Here is a 17,934-nt window from a genome sequence, read left to right as displayed (position 1 = left end):
GGGGAGGCCCACATGAGCCCCACAGCAACCAACCTGGTAGACACGGAAAGTGGGCGCACTCCACGCAGCGTGCGGTACGTGAGTTCGTACACCGAACTATCCCGGGAGGTCCAGGCGGCCGGACTGCTGCGGCGGCGGTACGGCTACTACTGGACCAAGATCACGATCACGGTGGCGGCATTCGCGGGCATCTGGGTGGCGTTCGCCTTCCTCGGCAACTCCTGGTTCCAGCTGATCCTGGCCGCAGGATTAGCCGTTGTGCTCGCCCAGCTCAGCTTCCTGGGTCACGACAGCGCACACCGCCAGATCTTCACCTCCCACCACTGGAACGACTGGACCTCGCGGGTCCTATCCAACCTGTTCGCCGGGCTCAGCCACGGCTGGTGGATGAGGAAACACAGCCGGCATCACGCCAACCCCAACAAGGAAGGCTCCGACCCCGACATCGGACCCAGCGCGTTCGCCTTCACCCCTGCCATCGCCCGGAACCGGCGCGGACTGGCCGCGCGCCTGACCCGCTGGCAGGGCTACTTCTTCCCCCTCATCCTGTTCCTGGGACTCGCGCTCCACATCTCGAGCGTTCAAACGCTCATTCAACGGCGGCAGCTCAAGCACCGCTGGTGGGAAGTCGCATTCATCACCGGCCGCTTCGGTGGATACATCACCGTCCTCCTCCTCGTCCTGCCACCGGGTAAGGCGGCGGCCTTCTTCGGAGTCCAGATGGGCCTGTTCGGGCTGTTTCTTGGCGGTGCTTTCACGCCTAACCACGTCGGCATGCCCATCGTGCCACCCGACCTGAAGATCGACTTCCTCCGACGCCAAGTACTAATGTCACGCAACATCACTGGCGGCAGACTCACTAACTTCGCCATGGGTGGGCTCAACTACCAGATCGAGCACCACCTGTTCCCCAATATGCCCCGTCCCAACCTACGCCGGGCACAATCTCTCGTCCGAGAGCACTGCGCCAAACACGACGTCCGGTACACCGAAACCAGCTTCTTCGGCGCCTACCGCGCCATCATCCGCTACCTCAACACCGTCGAGCACGCCAACACCGACCCGTTCCGCTGCCCCCTCGCCGCCCAGTACCGCGCCTAACTTCTGACCGTAGGTGGGGCCTTGGCCCCGTCGCTCGACGCGGAGCTTGGGTGTCGCCCAGGCGAATCACCTGCATCGGCCCCTTGGACAACAGAGCGCCGACCGGTCACGTCGTGGCGGTTGCCGATCCGTCGGATGGGCTGCCCCGGTCGGCGAGGAGATCGAGCACCTCGCCAATGGTGAGTTCCCGGCCAATCGTGTCTCGCATCGGGAGGTGATCCTGGATGTGATACCGGTTGCGGCGCCCCTCACGCTCCTTGATCACATAGCCCGATGTCACCAAATCGGTGACGATCCCGTACGCATTACGCTCGGTGACATCCAGCGCGGCAGCGAGATCACGGAGCCGGGCGTCGGGGTGGCCGGCGATGAACAACAGGGCCCGAGCGTGGTTGGTGATGAAGCTCCATTGAGTCACCCCGCCATTATACTAGAAAAGAGATACAAGTATTAGTTTACTAGAATCATAGATCCCACATACTGGCCGCGCCCCCTGAGCCCACCCGCCACGACTCCACACCACGAGGCGCCACTCGGGCCACCTACCCTTCGGAGCCCGGGACGAGCGCGGCTCGGTCCCTCCAGGCGCGCTCCCACCTGCGCGTCATCGCCGGGTACACGATCAGGTAGCGAAACGGTTTGATCGCGGCCATGTAGAAACGTCCGAACAGGCCATTGGGTTTAACCAGGGCCGTCATATGCAGCTCGTACTCACCATCCCCGGTCGGCACCCAGCCCAGGTGCAGGAGGTCATGGACAGTCTTGTTGGCCAGCTCTTGGACACATTCATTCCGCAGCTGGTAGACGGGCGTGAACGGAATGTTGGGATCGTTCATGCCGGCCGGACCGTCGCGCAGGTCGGCAGGCAGCCGCTCACGCAGCGAACGGACCCTGCCGCCGACCGCCTGCTCGGCGTGGTCCCAGCCAAACCGGGCACCGAGCCGCCAGCGCACCGCGAACAGCAACCGGGTGAGCACGTCCACGCGCCCGGGTTTGTTGGATGCCATCAGCGCAGCGAGCATCGTCGGGAAGTCGTCGGGCCCAGCGCCAGGGGTCCGATATGCCCAGACATCCTCGATCCGAAAGTCCGGTGCGATCTCGTGGATCCGCCACGGCTGTTCCGTATGCGCCGAGTTCGGGAGCCTCATGCCGACCCGCTGCCTATGGCGACCGGACGAGGTGGACCTCACGAGGCTTGACCTCCAGGTCGCTGATCCCGTCGGGCGCCGCATCCATCTCCCCGGCAAGTGCTGCCGCCGCCTGGAAAGCCTCCTCGGACTCGAACGCGCCCGTGGTGACGACGGCGCCACCATCGGTGGTCACCCAGACCCCGACCGACTCGAAACCCGACTGCCGCCGGGCCGCGTCGGCAACCTTGTTGCAGCCGGCGACGAACTCGTCGAGATGTTGGGGCGCCGGGTAGTGAAAGGCGATAAAGCCGAACGACATGACACATCCTCCTGACGTTATACGGTTGCGTATAACAGGTAGCCTATACCTACCTCTTATACGGACCCGTACAAGGGCAAGAAAGCGAGGCTCGGCACGCATGGGCGCGTTGCGCACACCCCGGGAGAAATGGATCGAGCAGGGCTTGCAGGCGCTGGCGACCGGCGGCGTGGTCGCCGTACGGGTCGAGACGCTCGCCAAGGCGCTCGGCGTGACCAAGGGCGGGTTCTACGGGTACTTCGACGACCGCGACGCCCTGCTGGAGGCGATGCTGGATGCCTGGGAGCGGGAAAGCGTCGACGACGTCCTCGACCGCGTCGCACAGGAGACCGGCGACGCCAAGGAGAGGGTCCGGCTCGCCGGGATGCTCACCTTCCCCGCCGGCCGGCTGCTCCAGGTCGACCTGGCCGTACGCGACTGGGCTCGTCGCGACGTGCGGGCGGCCGAACGCCTACGCAGAGTCGACAACCGTCGGATGCAGCTCGCCCGCGACATGATCAGCACGTTCTGCTCCGACCCCGACGAGGTCGAAGCCCGCAGCCTCCTCGCCTTCTGCCTCGCCATTGGCCACCATTTCCTGGCCGCCGACCACCCGGACCGCAGCGACGCCGCCGTCCGTGCCCGCGCCGCCAACCTAATCCTCGACATCCAGCCCAGCGACGCCCCACCTCGAGGGGCAGCGCGCGAGAACGAGGGTCTGGGGTAGCTCATCCAGCTCGTGGGTGTGTATCTGGTTGAAGCCGGCTTGCTGGAACCAGTACTGGTAGTCGGCCGCGGCATGCGCGTCGCCGCCGTCGGTCCATACGAGCATCTGGAGCGCGAAGCTTGCCGCAGCCTCGTTGCGACCGCGCATGAAGCTGACCACCGCGCATGCTCCATCCGAAGCGAGGAGGGGCCGTACTCGATGGAAGAGGTCCTGGTTGGCCCGAGCGTCAAACATGTTGGTCACTCCGGAACACAGCACCAGATCGAAGGGGCCGGTGGCGAGGTCGGTGCGCAGGTCTGCGGCGAAGAGACTGACGCCGGCCGCGGTAAGCGTGCCGTCCCGCTGGGCGGCGTCCACGACCGGTGGGAGGTCCTGCAGAGTGACGGCGATGCCACGTCGGGCGAGCTCCAGGGCGTGTATCCCGTGCCCGCCACCCAGATCCAGTACGTTTCGGCAGCCTGGTACGGCTTCCAGGCACCGGTCGATGAGCGATCCGGTGATGCGCTGCGCGTTGCGAGCCAGCAGGTCCTGGCGGGGCGGCCGTGGAGTTCCCAGGCTGTCGAGGCTCGCCTGCCGGTCCCGCAAGCGCGGTCCGATCAACCCAGCCCACCGCCGGATCGTGGCACCGTGCCGGATGAGCACCTCGTCGTCTGGAGGCTTGGGCGCGGCCGTCCCGGGTGCATAGACCTGTCCATCGCATCGGACGACGTCCCAGGCTTCGAGTACCCCGAGGACCGCACGTACCGCTCCCACATCGAGGTCGTCGCCGGCTAACTGCTCGAGAGTAGCAGGCAGCCGGTCCAGTACGCCGGCGTCGGCTGCCGCCTCATAGGCGAGGACGAGTCGCCAGTCGGCGATGCCGTCGCCGGGCGCAAGGAAGGACGCATCGGTGGGGATCGCTGGTGGCATCGGAAGCCTTCAGTCTCGAGCGCGGTGATGACAGAGTGGTGTTATTGAGAACAGTTCTTATTGTTACTTGGACTCGACGTTTCGGCAACCGACCCGGGCCCCGGCGCACCGAAGAAGCAGCCGAGTATGCATGGCCGACCAAGGCTTCGACTGGAACCCGCCGACGCCGGTCACCTCGGACATATTCGGCCGCGAGGTGGAGGAAGCCGACGCTACAGATATGTGGACGACTACCTGGTGGCCGCCCTATACGGCTATCACCTACCTGGGTCGGGCGACCAAGAGCCGGACCCGGAGCTGACCGAAGAGGTTATCGATAGCGCGGAAAGCATGGAGGAGTCGCCGGCGCAATCGGTGTAGAGGCGGTGTCCGCGCACCTCGTCGTGGCGCAGGCTGCTGCGGTGTGAAAAACGCGTTGCCCGGCCGTGTCGTTGCTGGTGCACTTGGCACGTGGATCACAATGCGATGCTTGCGGTGTTCGACGAAGATATGCGCCGACACGCACGGGCCGACGGTCCCGATTCCCGGGTGGAACGAACCGACGGCGTCGTGCGCCAGGTCGGCCAGGGCTGGAACGGCGTCGTCTGGTCGGATCTCGACCACAGCACCGTGGACGCGGCCATCGCGGCGCAGGTGCGGTATTTCACCGCGCTGGGGCGCGCGTTCGAGTGGAAGATGTATGCCCACGACCAGCCCGCCGACCTCCCCGACCGGCTCCGCGCGGCCGGATTCGTGGCCGAGCCCGACGAGACGCTGATGGTCGCGGAGACTCGCGACCTGTCCACCAGCACCGAACTGCCCGACGGCGTCCACCTGCGCCCGGTCATCGACGCGGCCGGTGCGGAGCTCATGGCCCAAGTCCACGATCACGTGTTCGGCACCAACAGCTCGTGGATCGCCCGGCACGTGCTCCCGCAACTGGCCGAAGAGCCGGCGACGATGTGGGCGGCGGTTGTCATGGCCGCAGATGTGCCGGTGAGCGCGGCGCGGATGGAGATGCCGCCAGGCGCCGCGTTCGCCAGTCTCTGGGGTGGTGGCACAGTCAGCGACTGGCGCGGACGGGGCATCTACCGTGCACTGGTGGCGCTGCGGGCGCGGATCGCGGCCGAGCGCGGCTACCGCTACCTACAGGTGGACGCCTCCAGCCAGAGCCGCCCGATCCTGCAACGGCTCGGCTTCGTGCCGCTGACTACCACCACCCCGTACGTCTACACGCCGTAGGATCCGCGCTCGTCGTGCCCCAAGAGCCGCTACACCACTCGCGTCGACATAGACACGCTCCTCCGGGGCGCACACACGGGGCTCGTCAGCTCGTCAGCCCCGGACCTTCGCCCCGTCCGGCCGTTTTGGACGACGTCGAGTTGGTGCCGCGAGTTCGTCCTCGCGGCTGGCGGGACGGGCGGGTCGGATCTGGTCCGGCGAGGTCGGTGTCGTGCTTCTGAAGCGAGGCGCCTGTGGCGTGGGACGTCGAGCCATAGCCGTACGAGGTGGCGGGGTTCAGGATCTGACGTGCCCACAAGCGGTCCTTGTCGGCCCGGGTAAGCCTGCTGATATCCGCGGCCTCGTCCCAGTTGTCGTGGATGCTGTCGACGATCCGGGTGACGCGCTCTCGCGCCTCCGGCACGGCCAGGCCGTATACCGGTGCCGCACGCACCGCGGCCGCAAACGTACTCTCCCTCGTCCCATCCCGGTCGAAGGCCATTGCCTGGGTCTCGGTATCACCCGACCGGTTGCCCGGCGCGAGGTCGTAGGCAGGGGCAAGTCTCAGGTGCTCGCCGTCCCAGAACGCGGCGTGGTTGCGAGCGTGGTCGTCGGTGTTGCTGATCGCCATGTTGAACACGATGCGGTCGAAGAGATCACGTCCGACCTTCTCGGGCTGGCTCCCGTGCTCGCGAAGCACATCGAAGATGCCGGGGTAGGACACGTATCGTGCACTCACCTCGTCCTCCCGGGCCATCGTCAAACCGGAGACCACATGTCGGCGGCCACCATCAGACGGCCGGTCGAAACGACGCACCAGGAGCACATCGCGCCCCAGAGACCGGGTGACCCGAGACTCGGGCACGTCGATCCCGGCCCGTCGTGCCAGTTCGAGGGCGGTCGCTTCGGCGTTGACGACGGAGAACACCGAGTCCGAGGACGCAGATAGCTTCGCGATCCACTGGCCCCCGTCGCCGTCATCGACAAGCACCTTCGGTCGCGCACCACCAATGGTCGTTCCGTGAACCAACGCCTCCTCGGCGGCCGTCGACAGTGGGCGCCCCTCCTGCAATCGCCGCGCGGCCTCGTGGAGTTCATCCAGAGAGGCGGTGTCTCTCCGAGACTCGTACTGGGTGGGACGAGCCTGGAAGTCGTTCGCGCCGAGACGGTTGCTGCCGGACTCCAGCATGTATCCGATCTCGGAGAGGCTGTTCTCGTCCACGCCCATCCGCGACTCGATGACACGACGCCCCCAGGCGTCCGGGGAACCGTCGCGCAGGCAGCCGGGCATCGTCAAAAGACCAACCGGTTCGATCCAGCCCTCCTGAAGCGGCACCTCCGGGCCGTACAGGCTGATGGCGTCCGGGCGAGCCAGGTAGGAGCGGCCATAGCCGAACTCCATCCGGCCGCCCCGAACCCGAGCGAGCCCCGCCACCACGGGTTCGGTGTGACCGGGAAGCCAGGTCCACACGTAGACCTGCTCGGCGTGATCCCGCTCAGAAGTCGAGGTCATCAGTGTCGTCCCCGGCCTTCCTGCTGGTGGCTGCCTGCACGCGGGACGGGATCAAGGCGATGTGTTCCTCTCCCCGCCGCCGCATCCGGGCCAGCTCAGCCCGGTCCTCGACCCCGAATAGCGGCACCCCGACCAGAAAGGCGGCATTGAAGACCGTGCCAATCGCGGTGCCTGGAGCACCGGACTCGATAGCGAGCACGGTAGGCGACGAGACCCCAACGCGAGCAGCCAGCTCCGCCACCGTCCAGCCACGATCATGGCGGGCGATGCGGACCTGATTCCCGAGCACGCCAAGCGCGTCACTGGTCGCCGGCAACGGCGAAACGACCTTGCGCGCCATAGCTTCTCCTTCTCAAATAAACTTAATTCATCCTATCCCTGGAACAAGTTTATTTGAGATCACAAGGGGAGGGTCTGATAGATGTCGGCGGCCAAAAAAGGGCGGTGGCGCGGACGCTATCCGAACTGACCGAGAGAACGGCGAGAGCGTGGTGTCCGCCACCCGCCGATTCGGCGTGCACCGGATGATGGCGTGTCCACGGTCCCCTCGTCAGCATGTTCGGCAGGCCGCTCACCAGCAGCAGGCCGGATGGCGCGGCCCGGCGCAGAAGAAGTAGAAGAAGCGGAGGAAGGCGGGGGCGCCTCAGGTACGGCGGAGGCGGACGATGATGTCGTTCAGTTCCACCGGGGCGCCGCCCCGGCGCGACGGTGCGGGTGTTCTCGTAGCACGCCTCGACGTGCCAATCGGGGCCGGTGAACAGTTCGGTGATGCCGGCGGCCGTGGCGGTGGCGTGCTCCGGATGCCCGTCGCTGCCGTGGTGGCCTCCGTGGCCGCCGGTGTGCTGGCCGTGCAGGTGGCCGACGATCAGCAAGGTGCCGCCCGGAGAGACCCAGGATGAGATGTGGCGGTAGAAGGCGAGCTGCCCGGTGACGGGATGGGCGTAGCTGGTGACCACCAGCTCCCAGGTCCGGCCCGGCTCCCAGGTCGTCAGGTCCGCCTGGACCCATTCGATGTCTCTCGCCAGTCCCGCCGTTTCGGCCCGGTCGGCCGCCGCGGCGAGCGCGGTGCCGGCAACGTCGGCTCCTGTGACCTGCCAGCCCTGTTGAGCCAACCAGAGTGCTTCGTTCCCGGTCCCGCAGCCGGCGTCGAGTGCCGAGCCCACGCGCAGGTCCGCGGTCTCGGCGAGCAGGTATGGGTTGACCGGAAGCTCGCCGCCGCGGGTCGTGGCGCTCTCGGCGTTCCAGTGCCGCTCCCAGTAGGCCCGGTCGAACTCGTAGGTCATCGCTGCGCACCTCCCCGCGCGGCCTGGGCAGTCGTGGCGGAATGTGCCATCGCGCTCTTGGCCTTCTCGAAGACCAACTCGGTGTTGATCGTCATCGCCACCCGCGCGCCGTTCGCGGCGGACTCGCTGACCTGCATGCCCGCGTTGACCACATTCCCTGCCGCCCACACGCCCGGGACCGAGGTGTGCCCGGACTCGTCGGCAAGCACCGCCACCCCGATGGGGGTGGTCTGCAACTCCAGGCCCAGGTCGTCGAGCCCTTCGAGGCGAGCTCGGGTGAAGGCGGGGACCGCCAAGGCATCGAGCGGATGCCGGACACCATCGCCCAGACGCACTCCGGCTAGTCGGTCATCATCGACGTCGACGCCCTGGACCTGGCCGGGAACGACGTCGATGCCCAACGCCGCGAGTTGTTGGAGTTGCTCGTCGGGGAACTCCAGGCCATTAGGGAAGAAGCACATGTGCTCGGTCCATTGGCCGAACAGCATCGCCTGCTTCGCCGACATCGGCCCGGTCGCCAAAAGGCCGATCCGCTTCCCACGGATCTCCCAGCCGTGGCAGTAAGGGCAATGGACCACGTCGCCCCCCACCGCTGCGCCAACCCGGGAATGTCGGGCAGCTCGTCGCGTACACCGGTGGTGATCAGGACCTGCCCGGCACGCACCGAGGAGCCGTCGTCAAGGTCAAGCGCGAATCCTCCGTGCGCCAAGACCCGGGCCGCAGTCACTTTCGCCTGGACGATGCGGGCGTCGTACTCGCTGGCTTCGGCGCGGCCTTTGGCCAGGAGGTCCAGCGGATTGGTGCCCTCCAGGCCGAGCAGACCGTGCGCGGCGGCGGCCGGGGCGTTGCGCGGTTGTCCGGCATCGATCACGATCACCCGGCGACGAGCGCGGGCCAGCGTCAGGGCGGCGCTCAGACCAGCGGAACCGCCACCAACGACCGCGACCTCCGCGTTCTGATCGTCGTTCCACTGCTCGCCGTGCCGTTGGACGTTCCGCTCGTTCATCGCTCACTCCTCGTTGTCGATCCACTCCAGCATCACCCAGCAACAGACGGGATGCAATTTCTGTTGCCAAATGGAAAAATGGGCACATGAGCGACCCGATCGACGAGACCATGGAGGCCGTGGGCCCCCGCCTGAAGCACCTACGCCTCCGGCGCGACATCACCTTGACCCAGCTCGCCCAGGAGTCCGGGATATCCACCAGCACCCTGTCCAGGCTCGAGGCCGGGCTGCGGCGACCGACCTTGGAACAACTGCTGCCCCTCGCCCGCTACTACGGGGTCACCATCGACTCCCTGGTCGACGCCCCCCGCACCGCCAACCCCCGCGTGGACTTACGGCCGATGGCGTGCAGCGACGGGTCGATGATCATCCCACTGACCCGGCGCCCCGGCGGCATCCAGGCCTACAAGTTCGTACTCCCCACCGGGCGCGACGACACCATCCCGGACCTGCACTCCCACGAGGGGTTCGACTGGGCCTATGTCCTCAACGGCACGCTCCGGCTAGTCCTCGGCGACCAAGACCTGCTCCTGGAAGCCGGCGAGGCCGCCGAGTTCGACACCCGCACCCCACACTGGTTCGGCGCCACCAGCAAGGGTCCCGTCGAATACCTCAGCCTCATTGGCCGCCAAGGCCAACGTGCCCACATTCGGACGAGCCACGCTCACGACCACAGCTAGCACTACAGCAGCACCGGTCAAGGCGCGCTCACCCGCGAGGCCTGGTCGCAGGTAGCGTGGAGTTCGTCGCGGCATTCGTCGCCGGCGCCGCGCTCGCCGCCGGACCGGCCGGCGTGGCATTCTTGTGGGTGGCCGTGATCGCCGGCTTCACCTGGCTGCTGACCGCATCGCCGTGGATCTGTCGAGGCAGCACAAGCGGAGGTTACTCATGGCAACGTTTCGCACCACCCTGTGGGCCAGCGGCGGCAACAACGTGGGCATCGTCGTCCCCGAAGAGGTCGTCCTCAGCTTCGACCGCGGCAAACGTGTTCCGGTCGTCGTCACGATCGACGGCGACTACACCTACCGCAACACGATCAGCACGATGGGCGGCCAGTACCTGATCTCATTCAACTCCGAGACCCGCAAGGCCACCGGCCGCGGCGCCGGCGACGAGGTCGAGGTGACGCTCAAGGTCGACGATCAGCCCCGCACCGTCGAGGTCCCCGAGGCGCTCGCCTCGGCCCTGACGGACAACCCCCAGGCGGCCCAGACCTGGGCAAGCCTTTCCTACAGCAAACAGCGCCAGCACGCCGAATCCATCGCCGGCGCGAAGACCAACGAAACCAGGCAGCGCCGCCTTGCCAAGACCATCGACGCCCTCACCAAGGACTGACCCGATCCCATGACTGCCGCCTCCGCACGCGCACCGACCCCCTCGTAGACGACCAGCCGGCAACCCAGCGGCAATCGACCTGGCCGGCCTGCGCGCGGACACCGAAAGCGCATGGGTAATCGGCGACCTGTTTCGTACCGCCGCCGCACGGCGGTGGCACTGATCTGCCTGTGCCGAGCACTGTGGCGAGGACGCAACAGTGTCATTCGTGAAGGAAGTAGCCATGCCTGAGCACAGCCCCTCGGCCAGCCCACGGTCGGTGCCGCGTAGACGGGCCCCAGATCGCGGGCGATCTCGTCCCAGTACTTCCGCGACGAACGCTTCGACGTCTTCTCTGGCGTACAGCACCCGGCGACCACCCACCCGGAAGCTCCTTGGTCCCTTACCGATGTACCGCCAGTAGCGAACCGTCTCAGCCGGCACACGCAATAGCTCCGCGACCTCGGCAGTAGTCATGTACTCGTTCACGAGCGATCTCCCTCCAACCTGTCCGTACCTATAGGGAGCCACGACACCGCGCGCAACGACAGCGACCCAGTTCACTACCTGGCGCTATCACGTCGACATGACAATGAGCTACTGTCAACGACAGCACCTAAGTATCCATTTTTGCAACCTGCCCATATATCTTGACAGTACTGTCATCCCAGGTAGTCTAGATACTGTTCCAGTAACCTATGAGGTCAGCATGACAGTTCCTTCTCGGTCGCTCTCCAAGGGTATGGCCCGGATCGTCGCTGAGCTGGAGTTGCGGCAGCCGACGCTGGTAACCGTCGAGGAACTGACCGAGCTGGCTCAGGAAGTCGGGCTGAGAACACCAGCGAAGGTCCTCGCAGCACGACTACGGGCAACCGGCTGGCTCCTCCCAACCGCGCAGCGCGGCGTGTACGAGTTCGCCCCAGGCTCACACGCGGGGCCATACGGGCACGGTGACCCGTTCATCGACCTTCGCGCCAGCCTACGCGCGGGGCACCAGCTGATCACGGTGGCGCTGCAGAGCGCGTTATGGCTGCACGGGCTCGCCGAGAGGGTGCCCGACCGTCATGAAGTCGCCGTCCCCGCTGGTGCCACCGTCTCGGACGTGATCAGAGACCGGATGCGCGTTGTGCGGTTCTCCCCCCAGCTACCTCCCGTCGAAGTCGAGCGACTACCCGTCCATCAACCACCCACCATCCTGGTCCACCTCGCGACCAAACCCGGCGCCGTCCGCGGCTGGCATACCTTCGCCGAGGCACTGCCAGAACTGGTCAGCCGCAGTTCACCCGACGATCTGGATCACGAACTAGACCAACGCCCCAGCACAGCCCGGGCCCGGCTGGCCTACCTGCTCAGCGGCGTCGCACCCCACACCGCCGACCGACTCCAACCCACCCGGCCACCCACCGTCACGTGGTTCGGAGCTTCGCGCACCACCCGCCGCTTCGACAAACGCTTCAACATCGCCGACGACCTCCTCCCCTTCGACCCCCGCACCATCAGCGAGGCAGCATGAACGCTCTGACCGCGGGCTGGCTGGCCCGGCACACCCCACCCGGAGCCGGCGGACGCTACGCCGCCCTCATCGACATCGCCCAAGACCTACTCCTCGCACACCTGGCCGAACGAGGCATGTTCGACCACCTCGTGTTCAAGGGCGGCACGGCCCTTCGAAAGCTCTACGCCGGCAACGCCGGACGTTTCTCCACCGACCTCGACTTCTCCGTCCGCGACCCCGACGACGACCCGAACGCCGTCGCCGAACTCCTGCGAGCCGAGATCGACGGACAGCAGATCAACGGCTTCACCTACCACGTCACCGACCGCCGAGGCCGAGCACACGTCCACTACGACACACCATTCGGCAGCGTCGGCAACCTCACCACCAAACTCGACATCGGACCAGCCCCCTGGCTCCCTCCACACGAACGCGGCTGGATACCGCTGCCCATCCACCGGGCATACGCCCTGCCCGACAGCCTCCCGGTCATGGCCCTTGAAGAGAACATGGCCGAAAAGATCGCCCGACTCGCCCGCCGTACCCCGGCCCGTGATGTCTACGATCTGGTGTGGATCGCCACCACAAGCCCACACTCCAGCTTCGACCGCGATACCGTCCGCCGCCTGGCCATCCTCAAGACCTGGGTCGACCAGTACGGCCTGTCATCACCACCAACGACCTGGCCACAGGTCACCGGCGCCGTGGACTACGACCCTCCGCTCTGGAGGACCATCCGACACAGCACCGACTACGACGAAGACAGCATCGGCCTGCTCGCCATCCCTGCCCCGAGCCTGGACGAACTCAGCACCCAACTACGTAACCACTACGACTTTCTCGCCGAACCCGACGACACCGAACAACGCATCGTCACCAGCAACGCCAACGGCCGCAGACTCGTCCTGGCCTCACTCACCGAACTCCCCGGCGCCTGTTTCGCCAACCGCCCGATCTACTAATCACGTGGCGTCGAAGGTCGCGCGTCCTCTGATCAGGCACATCTGGCGGGCGAGTTCTGCCCCAGCGAAATCGGAAGACTGTCAATGCGCCGGGAGCGAGCCACCTCAACCTGGACTAACAAGCTGATCTCCATGCACTCGGGCACGAGAGCACGGTCACCCGCGCAAGTTGGTAGCCCGGAACTTGGCACGCACCCGCCGCAACATTCACGGAATAGGTCGGTCATCGACGAGTGGTGGAAGCCAGCCTCGATCGGGAACGCTGAGTAAGCACTCAGGTAGCGCGGTCGGTGCCACCGCTACTCCACTTTCCCGCCCGCCTCCGCATCGTCGGTAACGACGGGAGTCGCCTCGTCGTTGTCGGCCGCCGTTCCCTCAGGTGGAGGTGTTGATTCGGCATTGGCGCTTTGCATCATCTGAATGATTGGAAAGATGACGAGCCGTAGGCAGTACCACCACATGTATAGGGAGTTGTAGCTCCATGCCTCGCTATCGCCCATGAGGCCGTGCGCGATCTCGTTGCGCATGTTTGCGGCGCCCTGGACGACCAAGAGGGCCTTCATTTCCAGAACCAGGCCGGACCCGAACGCGTCGGCGGTCTCGTCCATGTCTAAGAGCGCGTTGAGGCTCTTCTCGCTCTCCACCCCGGTCTGCTCGTCGACGAACAACTGTCGCTACGCGACATCGGGACCATCCTCGGCGTCTCCCACCAACGCGCCCACCAGATCATCCACACCTGAACACACCCGCCCGCCCCATTGCGGCCAACACACGGCGGGCCCGCCCGTCCCCGCCGACCGGCTTGTGCGCGCCTGCGGGGCTCCCTTCACAGCGAGGAACACACCTATGCCCGAGAGGTGATGATGAGCAGACCACCACTGCCGGTCGGGACCGCCGGGGCGATCGGGTTCCACCGGATGAGCAACGGAGTGATCCGAGCCCGCGCCCTGTTCCGTGACTACGACGGCATCACCCGGCCCGTCACCCGCTACGGGCACTCCAAAGCCGCCGCCGAACGACGCCTCAAAATCGCCCTGCGCGACCGGCGCGGCTCCACCAGAGACGACAAGATCGCCGCCGCCACCCGGGTCCGAGACCTCTCCACCGCGTGGCTGGCCGAAACGAACGACGCCGAACTCTCCGACGGCACCAAAGACCTCGACCGCCGCACCCTCACCAAACATGTCCTGCCCGCCCTCGGTGGCCTGCAGATCAGCGAGTGCGACGTCCCCACCGTCGACCGGTTCCTCAAAGCCGTCCGGACACGCCAAGGACCCTCCGCAGCCAAGACCGCCAAATCCGTCACCTCACTGCTGCTCGGCATGGCCGTACGCCACGGGGCCCTCTCGCACAATCCGGTCACCGGCACCGCCGAGATCCCCCGCCGCGCCCGCAAACGCCCCCGAGCGCTCACCCACGACGAAGAAGCCCACCTACTCGCCACGTTCCGCGCCGACGCCCTCGCCGTAGCCGACGACATCGTTGATCTCACCGAGTTCATGCTCGGCACCGGCCTGCGCATCGGTGAAGCCCTGGGCGTGCGCGCCACCGTCGTCGACCTCGACGCCGGCGTCCTGGAAGTCAACGCCAAAGCCACCTACAAGAAAGGCCACGGCGCCGTCCTCGAAGAACGCCCCAAAACCGCCGCCGGCTGGCGCATCATCGCCCTACCCGACCACATCGCCGAACTATGCCGCCGACGCACCACCCACACCTGGACCCACAACGAGCACGGCCTGCTCTTCCCCACCCGCACCGGAGCCGTCCGCCTACCCACCAACGCCGACCGAGCCCTACGCAAAGCCCTCAACCGCACCGACGGCTACGACTGGGTCACCTCCCACACCTTCCGCAAAACCGTGGCCACCCGCCTCGACCAAGCCGGACTCACCGCCCGCGAGATCGCCGACCACCTCGGCCACGAAGAACCCAGCATGACCCAAAACGTCTACATGGGACGCGGCGTCGCCTCCACCAACGCCGCCACCGCGCTCAGCCCGACGAAGTGAATCATGGTCGTAAAGTGGTCTTGAAACTGGAAAGCGGCCGATCAGAAACCTCTGACCAGCCGCTTTGCGTGTGTGGAGCTGAGGGGATTCGAACCCCTGACCTTCTCATTGCGAACGAGACGCGCTACCAACTGCGCCACAGCCCCTAGTCACGACCTGGAGCAGATTACCATCCACCATGCCTCGTTGCCGAATCACGGATCCGGTGGCCCGACGAGTCTCGCCATGACCCGGGCGAGGCCGCGCCCGCTACTCGCCGACGGCGCGGCGGGTCTCCTCCGGGAGGTCGGTGGCGTCGTCGTCGTTGCTGGTGTCGCGGGTGTTCTCGGCCGCGACGGCTGGTGGACGGGCCGGCAGTTCAACCGACGCGGATGTTTCCAGCCGGCCGGAGGTCCAGGATCCCGGAGTGCTGAGGTCGATGGTGCGTGCGACCCGCGGCGCCTTCGGTTTGTTGACATACATCGGCAGAGGGACGTCGACGGGGTCCCAGGTGCCCTCACGGGGCTGTTCGGGGACCTCGGGTGCATCCAGTACGGCCACCCGTTTGCCGTCGTCGGTGCGGGCCGGCTCCGGTGCGGGCTGTTCGACGACGTGCGTAGTCACCCGGCGTCGGGCGTGCCGGATGAGCGCCGCCCGGCGTCGTCGCTGCTCGATGGCGGCTATCCGGGCCAGCATGACGAATCCGACCAGGCCACTACCGATCACGGCGGGAACCCAGGCCGGCGCTGGGCCGACGTAGACCAGCACGATGGCGACGACCGTGGCCACGGTTAGGGTGCCCAACATCCGGCGTCGCCGGCGAGCGGCCACCGCGAACGTCTCGTCGAGACGGCGCAGTTCGGAGCCCGGCTGGTGATCCGGCCCTCGCCGACCTGCGCGGGCGGCAGCGCCGACGGGGGCCGTTTTGGTCGGCGCCGGGTGTGCAGCGTCCCCTCCGGCCGCAGGGGCGGCGAGGCCGCTGCGGTCGCCCGAGACGATGATCCGGCTGTCAGCGCCGTCGGTGGCGACCCGATGTGGTGCGTGGACCGGGCCGGTGCGCCGGGTCAGCACCCGTACCCCGCTGGCGGCGTCGGTTTCGCGGGCCCGCTCGACCTCTTCGTTGCGGCGCACCCACCGGGGTACGAGGACAGCTAGCCACGCGGCGACGATCGCCGCGTAGATCAAGCCGCTGTACCCCATGGCATAAGACGGTACGGCGGGTCACGGCGCTGGTGGTGGAACTGATCCGGTGTGTCGCCGGTGCGGGTGTGACTCCTGTGACGATGATGAGGCCCACGCACGCCTCCAGAGGCCCACATCGGGTCGGATCACGCGGGGCGTTTCGACGCTTTCCAGCGGCGGAGCAACCCGCCCTCCGGTAGGTCTTCCGCGGTCAACGCGAACGTCCGGTGGTCTCGCCAGTCTCCGTCGATGTGCAGGAAACGAAGCCGCATACCTTCGTCCCGGAATCCCAGCTTCTCCACCACGCGGAGAGATGCCTCGTTCTCGGGCCGGATGTTCACCTCGATGCGATGCAGCCCGACCGTGGAGAAGCAGTGGTCGCTTGCCATCGCCACTGCCGTGGGCATGATGCCTCGCCCAGCCAGGGCACCGTCCACCCAGTATCCGATCGAGGCCGATCGCGCCGAACCCCAGACGATACTCGCCACCCGCAACAAGCCGGCCAGTCGATCTTGATAGGTGATAACCCAGGTGAGGGCCTCATGGGAACGGGCCTGGGCGGAGTACAACCGGACGAGTTGCCGGAACCGCATCTCGTGGGAGTTCTCCGGCGGCGGCACGGTGGCTTCCCAGGGCTGTAGCCAGTCTTTGTTCCGTTCCCGGACCTCATGCCAGGCCCGGCTGTCACGGAACCGCAGTGGGCGAAGACCAACGGGCGGGTCATGCAGCTCGACGGGCCACCTTAGGCCCAGCACCGTCGTCATTTGCGGCCTCCCGCCGCGGCCACCGGCCCGATCCCGGACGTCCGACCCGGCGCCAAGACAGCCATCCCAACCGGCGCCCGGCCGGCACCGGCGAGAAACGTGCCCGGAACGGTCGACTGCATCACGACGGGCTCCTCGGGTGGTCACCGCCGGCGATCTGGTCGACGGCGTGCGCGAGTACCGGCGCAAGCACGGCCAATCCGTCGCGGACACCGCCGGTGGACCCCGGCAGGTTCACCACCAGTGTGCGCCCGGCCCGCCCGGCCACGCCACGGGACAACACCGCCGCGGGAACCCCCTGGGTGGTTCCGTGGGCGCGGATCGCCTCGGCCAGCCCCGGCACCTCGGCGTCGAGTACCCGCTTGGTCATCTCGGGAGTGTGGTCGTTCGGGTTCAGCCCGGTGCCTCCAGTGGTGACGATGACGTCGTATCCGTCGTCGACGCCACGGCGCAGCGCACTCTCCACCGGAGCGCCGTCGGGGACAACCACCGGGCCGTCGACCTCGGCACCGAACCCGCGCAGCCCTTCGACCAAGACCGGACCGCTGCGGTCGTCGTAGATGCCGCTGGCCGCCCGGGTGGATACCGTCACCACCAACGCCTTCATCAGCTCAGCCGTTCCTGTCCCGCATTCCGCCGCCAGGTACCCGACCGGCCCCCGGTTTTCTCCTCGACCCGAACATCGGTGATCACCGCTGCCCGATCGATCGCTTTGACCATGTCGACGACGGTCAGGGCCGCTACCGACACCGCCGTCAGCGCCTCCATCTCCACACCCGTGCGGTCAGCGGTGCGCACCGTGGCTGAGATCTCGACGGCGTCGTCGGTGACGCTGACGTCCACGTCGACACCATGGACGGCCAACGGGTGGCACAGCGGCACCAGCTCCGGCGTCCGTTTGGCGCCTTGAATGCCGGCGATCCGGGCCACCCCCAGCGCGTCGCCCTTCGGCACGTCGCCGGCCCGCAACGCGGCCACCACCTCCGGGGAGACGAGCACGCGCCCGGAAGCCGTGGCCGTGCGGGTGGTGACGTCTTTGGCGGAGACGTCGACCATCCGAGC

The 17,934-nt window shown here is 67.0% G+C and carries 23 protein-coding genes, 1 tRNA gene and 2 pseudogenes; 9 read left to right on the top strand and 17 right to left on the bottom strand.

Going from position 1 to position 17,934, the window contains the following annotated elements:
* The first annotated feature begins 12 nt into the window (after positions 1-12).
* Positions 13-1,101 (top strand): fatty acid desaturase family protein, encoded by a 1,089-nt coding sequence (locus G8760_RS04975; RefSeq protein WP_166347375.1) that lies wholly within the window; start codon positions 13-15, stop codon positions 1,099-1,101.
* A gap of 106 nt (positions 1,102-1,207) precedes the next feature.
* On the opposite strand, the gene G8760_RS04970 is transcribed toward G8760_RS04975, so the two are convergent.
* The 3 genes from G8760_RS04970 to G8760_RS04960 form a co-directional block, all read right to left on the bottom strand.
* A complete protein-coding gene (locus G8760_RS04970; protein WP_166347372.1) occupies positions 1,208-1,519 on the bottom strand; it encodes a helix-turn-helix transcriptional regulator in 312 nt (103 codons plus the stop codon).
* A gap of 124 nt (positions 1,520-1,643) precedes the next feature.
* The gene (locus tag G8760_RS04965) at positions 1,644-2,249 is read right to left on the bottom strand and encodes a DUF2867 domain-containing protein (protein WP_166347369.1); all 606 of its coding nucleotides are present in this window, start codon (positions 2,247-2,249) and stop codon (positions 1,644-1,646) included.
* 13 nt (positions 2,250-2,262) lie between these two features.
* Positions 2,263-2,550 (bottom strand): antibiotic biosynthesis monooxygenase, encoded by a 288-nt coding sequence (locus G8760_RS04960; RefSeq protein WP_166347366.1) that lies wholly within the window; start codon positions 2,548-2,550, stop codon positions 2,263-2,265.
* A gap of 100 nt (positions 2,551-2,650) precedes the next feature.
* Here G8760_RS04960 and G8760_RS04955 point away from each other — a divergent pair, with 100 nt between their 5' ends.
* Positions 2,651-3,256: a TetR/AcrR family transcriptional regulator gene (locus G8760_RS04955; protein ID WP_166347363.1), complete on the top strand. Its 606-nt coding sequence runs from the start codon at positions 2,651-2,653 to the stop codon at positions 3,254-3,256.
* Here G8760_RS04955 and G8760_RS04950 read toward each other — a convergent pair.
* The gene (locus G8760_RS04950) at positions 3,185-4,165 is read right to left on the bottom strand and encodes a class I SAM-dependent methyltransferase (RefSeq protein WP_166347360.1); all 981 of its coding nucleotides are present in this window, start codon (positions 4,163-4,165) and stop codon (positions 3,185-3,187) included. The two genes, G8760_RS04955 and G8760_RS04950, sit on opposite strands and share 72 nt — an antisense overlap.
* 222 nt (positions 4,166-4,387) lie before the next feature.
* Here G8760_RS04950 and G8760_RS04945 point away from each other — a divergent pair, with 222 nt between their 5' ends.
* On the top strand, positions 4,388-4,525 hold the full coding sequence (locus G8760_RS04945; RefSeq protein WP_166347357.1) for a hypothetical protein: 138 nt from the start codon (positions 4,388-4,390) through the stop codon (positions 4,523-4,525).
* 90 nt (positions 4,526-4,615) lie between these two features.
* Complete coding sequence (locus tag G8760_RS04940) at positions 4,616-5,386, top strand: GNAT family N-acetyltransferase (protein WP_166347354.1); 771 nt, start codon at positions 4,616-4,618, stop codon at positions 5,384-5,386.
* Positions 5,387-5,471: 85 nt separating this feature from the next.
* Here G8760_RS04940 and G8760_RS04935 read toward each other — a convergent pair whose 3' ends face one another.
* The 5 genes and pseudogenes from G8760_RS04935 to G8760_RS30755 form a co-directional block, all read right to left on the bottom strand.
* Complete coding sequence (locus G8760_RS04935; RefSeq protein ID WP_166347351.1) at positions 5,472-6,878, bottom strand: type II toxin-antitoxin system HipA family toxin; 1,407 nt, start codon at positions 6,876-6,878, stop codon at positions 5,472-5,474.
* Entirely contained in the window at positions 6,862-7,218 is a 357-nt protein-coding gene (locus tag G8760_RS04930; RefSeq protein WP_166347347.1) for a helix-turn-helix transcriptional regulator, read from the bottom strand. The genes G8760_RS04935 and G8760_RS04930 overlap by 17 nt, the downstream gene beginning before the upstream one ends.
* Before the next feature lie 49 nt (positions 7,219-7,267).
* Positions 7,268-8,161 (bottom strand): class I SAM-dependent methyltransferase, encoded by an 894-nt coding sequence (locus tag G8760_RS04925; protein ID WP_207782022.1) that lies wholly within the window; start codon positions 8,159-8,161, stop codon positions 7,268-7,270.
* Positions 8,158-8,667 carry an FAD-dependent oxidoreductase gene (locus G8760_RS29755; RefSeq protein ID WP_246222435.1) on the bottom strand — a complete coding sequence of 170 codons (510 nt, stop codon included), beginning with the start codon at positions 8,665-8,667 and terminating at the stop codon, positions 8,158-8,160. Before G8760_RS29755 ends, G8760_RS04925 begins: the two co-directional genes overlap by 4 nt.
* A gap of 134 nt (positions 8,668-8,801) precedes the next feature.
* Positions 8,802-9,167 (bottom strand): annotated as a pseudogene (locus G8760_RS30755) (FAD-dependent oxidoreductase); the annotation flags it as partial.
* An 86-nt stretch (positions 9,168-9,253) separates the two neighbouring features.
* On the opposite strand from G8760_RS30755, the gene G8760_RS04915 reads away from it, so the two are divergent.
* Together G8760_RS04915 and G8760_RS04910 are read left to right on the top strand one after the other, a co-directional pair.
* Positions 9,254-9,847, top strand: coding sequence for a helix-turn-helix domain-containing protein (locus G8760_RS04915; RefSeq protein WP_166347344.1), 594 nt, complete (start codon positions 9,254-9,256; stop codon positions 9,845-9,847).
* Between the two features lie 208 nt (positions 9,848-10,055).
* Positions 10,056-10,502, top strand: coding sequence for a YdeI/OmpD-associated family protein (locus tag G8760_RS04910; RefSeq protein WP_166347341.1), 447 nt, complete (start codon positions 10,056-10,058; stop codon positions 10,500-10,502).
* A gap of 318 nt (positions 10,503-10,820) precedes the next feature.
* Here G8760_RS04910 and G8760_RS30750 read toward each other — a convergent pair.
* A pseudogene (locus G8760_RS30750) lies at positions 10,821-10,958 on the bottom strand (helix-turn-helix transcriptional regulator); the annotation flags it as partial.
* Positions 10,959-11,190: 232 nt separating this feature from the next.
* On the opposite strand from G8760_RS30750, the gene G8760_RS04900 reads away from it, so the two are divergent.
* Positions 11,191-11,994, top strand: coding sequence for a type IV toxin-antitoxin system AbiEi family antitoxin domain-containing protein (locus G8760_RS04900; RefSeq protein WP_166347338.1), 804 nt, complete (start codon positions 11,191-11,193; stop codon positions 11,992-11,994).
* Positions 11,991-12,938 (top strand): nucleotidyl transferase AbiEii/AbiGii toxin family protein, encoded by a 948-nt coding sequence (locus G8760_RS04895; RefSeq protein ID WP_166347335.1) that lies wholly within the window; start codon positions 11,991-11,993, stop codon positions 12,936-12,938. The genes G8760_RS04900 and G8760_RS04895 overlap by 4 nt, the downstream gene beginning before the upstream one ends.
* A 299-nt stretch (positions 12,939-13,237) precedes the next feature.
* On the opposite strand, the gene G8760_RS04890 is transcribed toward G8760_RS04895, so the two are convergent.
* Positions 13,238-13,606, bottom strand: a complete 369-nt coding sequence (locus G8760_RS04890) for a DUF4209 domain-containing protein (RefSeq protein ID WP_166347331.1) — start codon at positions 13,604-13,606, stop codon at positions 13,238-13,240.
* 195 nt (positions 13,607-13,801) lie between these two features.
* Here G8760_RS04890 and G8760_RS04885 point away from each other — a divergent pair, with 195 nt between their 5' ends.
* A complete protein-coding gene (locus G8760_RS04885) occupies positions 13,802-14,947 on the top strand; it encodes a tyrosine-type recombinase/integrase (RefSeq protein ID WP_166347328.1) in 1,146 nt (381 codons plus the stop codon).
* A 73-nt stretch (positions 14,948-15,020) separates the two neighbouring features.
* Here G8760_RS04885 and G8760_RS04880 read toward each other — a convergent pair.
* The 6 genes from G8760_RS04880 to moaC form a co-directional block, all read right to left on the bottom strand.
* Positions 15,021-15,093: transfer RNA gene (locus G8760_RS04880), tRNA-Ala, on the bottom strand.
* Positions 15,094-15,196: 103 nt separating this feature from the next.
* Positions 15,197-16,126, bottom strand: a complete 930-nt coding sequence (gene sepX / locus G8760_RS04875) for a divisome protein SepX/GlpR (RefSeq protein WP_166347325.1) — start codon at positions 16,124-16,126, stop codon at positions 15,197-15,199.
* 128 nt (positions 16,127-16,254) lie between these two features.
* On the bottom strand, positions 16,255-16,872 hold the full coding sequence (locus G8760_RS04870; protein WP_166347321.1) for a GNAT family N-acetyltransferase: 618 nt from the start codon (positions 16,870-16,872) through the stop codon (positions 16,255-16,257).
* Positions 16,869-16,997 (bottom strand): hypothetical protein, encoded by a 129-nt coding sequence (locus G8760_RS30510; protein WP_281355129.1) that lies wholly within the window; start codon positions 16,995-16,997, stop codon positions 16,869-16,871. The genes G8760_RS04870 and G8760_RS30510 overlap by 4 nt, the downstream gene beginning before the upstream one ends.
* On the bottom strand, positions 16,994-17,479 hold the full coding sequence (locus G8760_RS04865; RefSeq protein WP_166347318.1) for a MogA/MoaB family molybdenum cofactor biosynthesis protein: 486 nt from the start codon (positions 17,477-17,479) through the stop codon (positions 16,994-16,996). Before G8760_RS04865 ends, G8760_RS30510 begins: the two co-directional genes overlap by 4 nt.
* Positions 17,479-17,928 (bottom strand): cyclic pyranopterin monophosphate synthase MoaC, encoded by a 450-nt coding sequence (moaC, locus tag G8760_RS04860; RefSeq protein WP_207782057.1) that lies wholly within the window; start codon positions 17,926-17,928, stop codon positions 17,479-17,481. Before moaC ends, G8760_RS04865 begins: the two co-directional genes overlap by 1 nt.
* Between the last annotated feature and the right edge of the window lie 6 nt (positions 17,929-17,934).

Origin of the sequence: Phytoactinopolyspora limicola (genome assembly GCF_011320225.1) — a bacterium.
Taxonomy (GTDB): domain Bacteria; phylum Actinomycetota; class Actinomycetes; order Jiangellales; family Jiangellaceae; genus Phytoactinopolyspora; species Phytoactinopolyspora limicola.
Note: the sequence above shows the minus strand (reverse complement) of the source record. Positions and strands in the feature narration are given on the sequence as shown.

What these genes read in the sequence shown, in the direction of transcription:
- G8760_RS04975 (WP_166347375.1), top strand. Translation starts at nt 13, where the DNA reads ATGAGCCCCACAGCAACCAACCTGGTAGACACGGAAAGTGGGCGCACT.
- G8760_RS04965 (WP_166347369.1), bottom strand. Translation starts at nt 2,249, where the DNA reads ATGAGGCTCCCGAACTCGGCGCATACGGAACAGCCGTGGCGGATCCAC.
- G8760_RS04960 (WP_166347366.1), bottom strand. Translation starts at nt 2,550, where the DNA reads ATGTCGTTCGGCTTTATCGCCTTTCACTACCCGGCGCCCCAACATCTC.
- G8760_RS04955 (WP_166347363.1), top strand. Translation starts at nt 2,651, where the DNA reads ATGGGCGCGTTGCGCACACCCCGGGAGAAATGGATCGAGCAGGGCTTG.
- G8760_RS04950 (WP_166347360.1), bottom strand. Translation starts at nt 4,165, where the DNA reads ATGCCACCAGCGATCCCCACCGATGCGTCCTTCCTTGCGCCCGGCGAC.
- G8760_RS04935 (WP_166347351.1), bottom strand. Translation starts at nt 6,878, where the DNA reads ATGACCTCGACTTCTGAGCGGGATCACGCCGAGCAGGTCTACGTGTGG.
- G8760_RS04930 (WP_166347347.1), bottom strand. Translation starts at nt 7,218, where the DNA reads ATGGCGCGCAAGGTCGTTTCGCCGTTGCCGGCGACCAGTGACGCGCTT.
- G8760_RS04925 (WP_207782022.1), bottom strand. Translation starts at nt 8,161, where the DNA reads ATGACCTACGAGTTCGACCGGGCCTACTGGGAGCGGCACTGGAACGCC.
- G8760_RS29755 (WP_246222435.1), bottom strand. Translation starts at nt 8,667, where the DNA reads ATGTCGGCGAAGCAGGCGATGCTGTTCGGCCAATGGACCGAGCACATG.
- G8760_RS04915 (WP_166347344.1), top strand. Translation starts at nt 9,254, where the DNA reads ATGAGCGACCCGATCGACGAGACCATGGAGGCCGTGGGCCCCCGCCTG.
- G8760_RS04910 (WP_166347341.1), top strand. Translation starts at nt 10,056, where the DNA reads ATGGCAACGTTTCGCACCACCCTGTGGGCCAGCGGCGGCAACAACGTG.
- G8760_RS04900 (WP_166347338.1), top strand. Translation starts at nt 11,191, where the DNA reads ATGACAGTTCCTTCTCGGTCGCTCTCCAAGGGTATGGCCCGGATCGTC.
- G8760_RS04895 (WP_166347335.1), top strand. Translation starts at nt 11,991, where the DNA reads ATGAACGCTCTGACCGCGGGCTGGCTGGCCCGGCACACCCCACCCGGA.
- G8760_RS04885 (WP_166347328.1), top strand. Translation starts at nt 13,802, where the DNA reads ATGAGCAGACCACCACTGCCGGTCGGGACCGCCGGGGCGATCGGGTTC.
- sepX (WP_166347325.1), bottom strand. Translation starts at nt 16,126, where the DNA reads ATGGGGTACAGCGGCTTGATCTACGCGGCGATCGTCGCCGCGTGGCTA.
- G8760_RS04870 (WP_166347321.1), bottom strand. Translation starts at nt 16,872, where the DNA reads ATGACGACGGTGCTGGGCCTAAGGTGGCCCGTCGAGCTGCATGACCCG.
- G8760_RS04865 (WP_166347318.1), bottom strand. Translation starts at nt 17,479, where the DNA reads ATGAAGGCGTTGGTGGTGACGGTATCCACCCGGGCGGCCAGCGGCATC.
- moaC (WP_207782057.1), bottom strand. Translation starts at nt 17,928, where the DNA reads ATGGTCGACGTCTCCGCCAAAGACGTCACCACCCGCACGGCCACGGCT.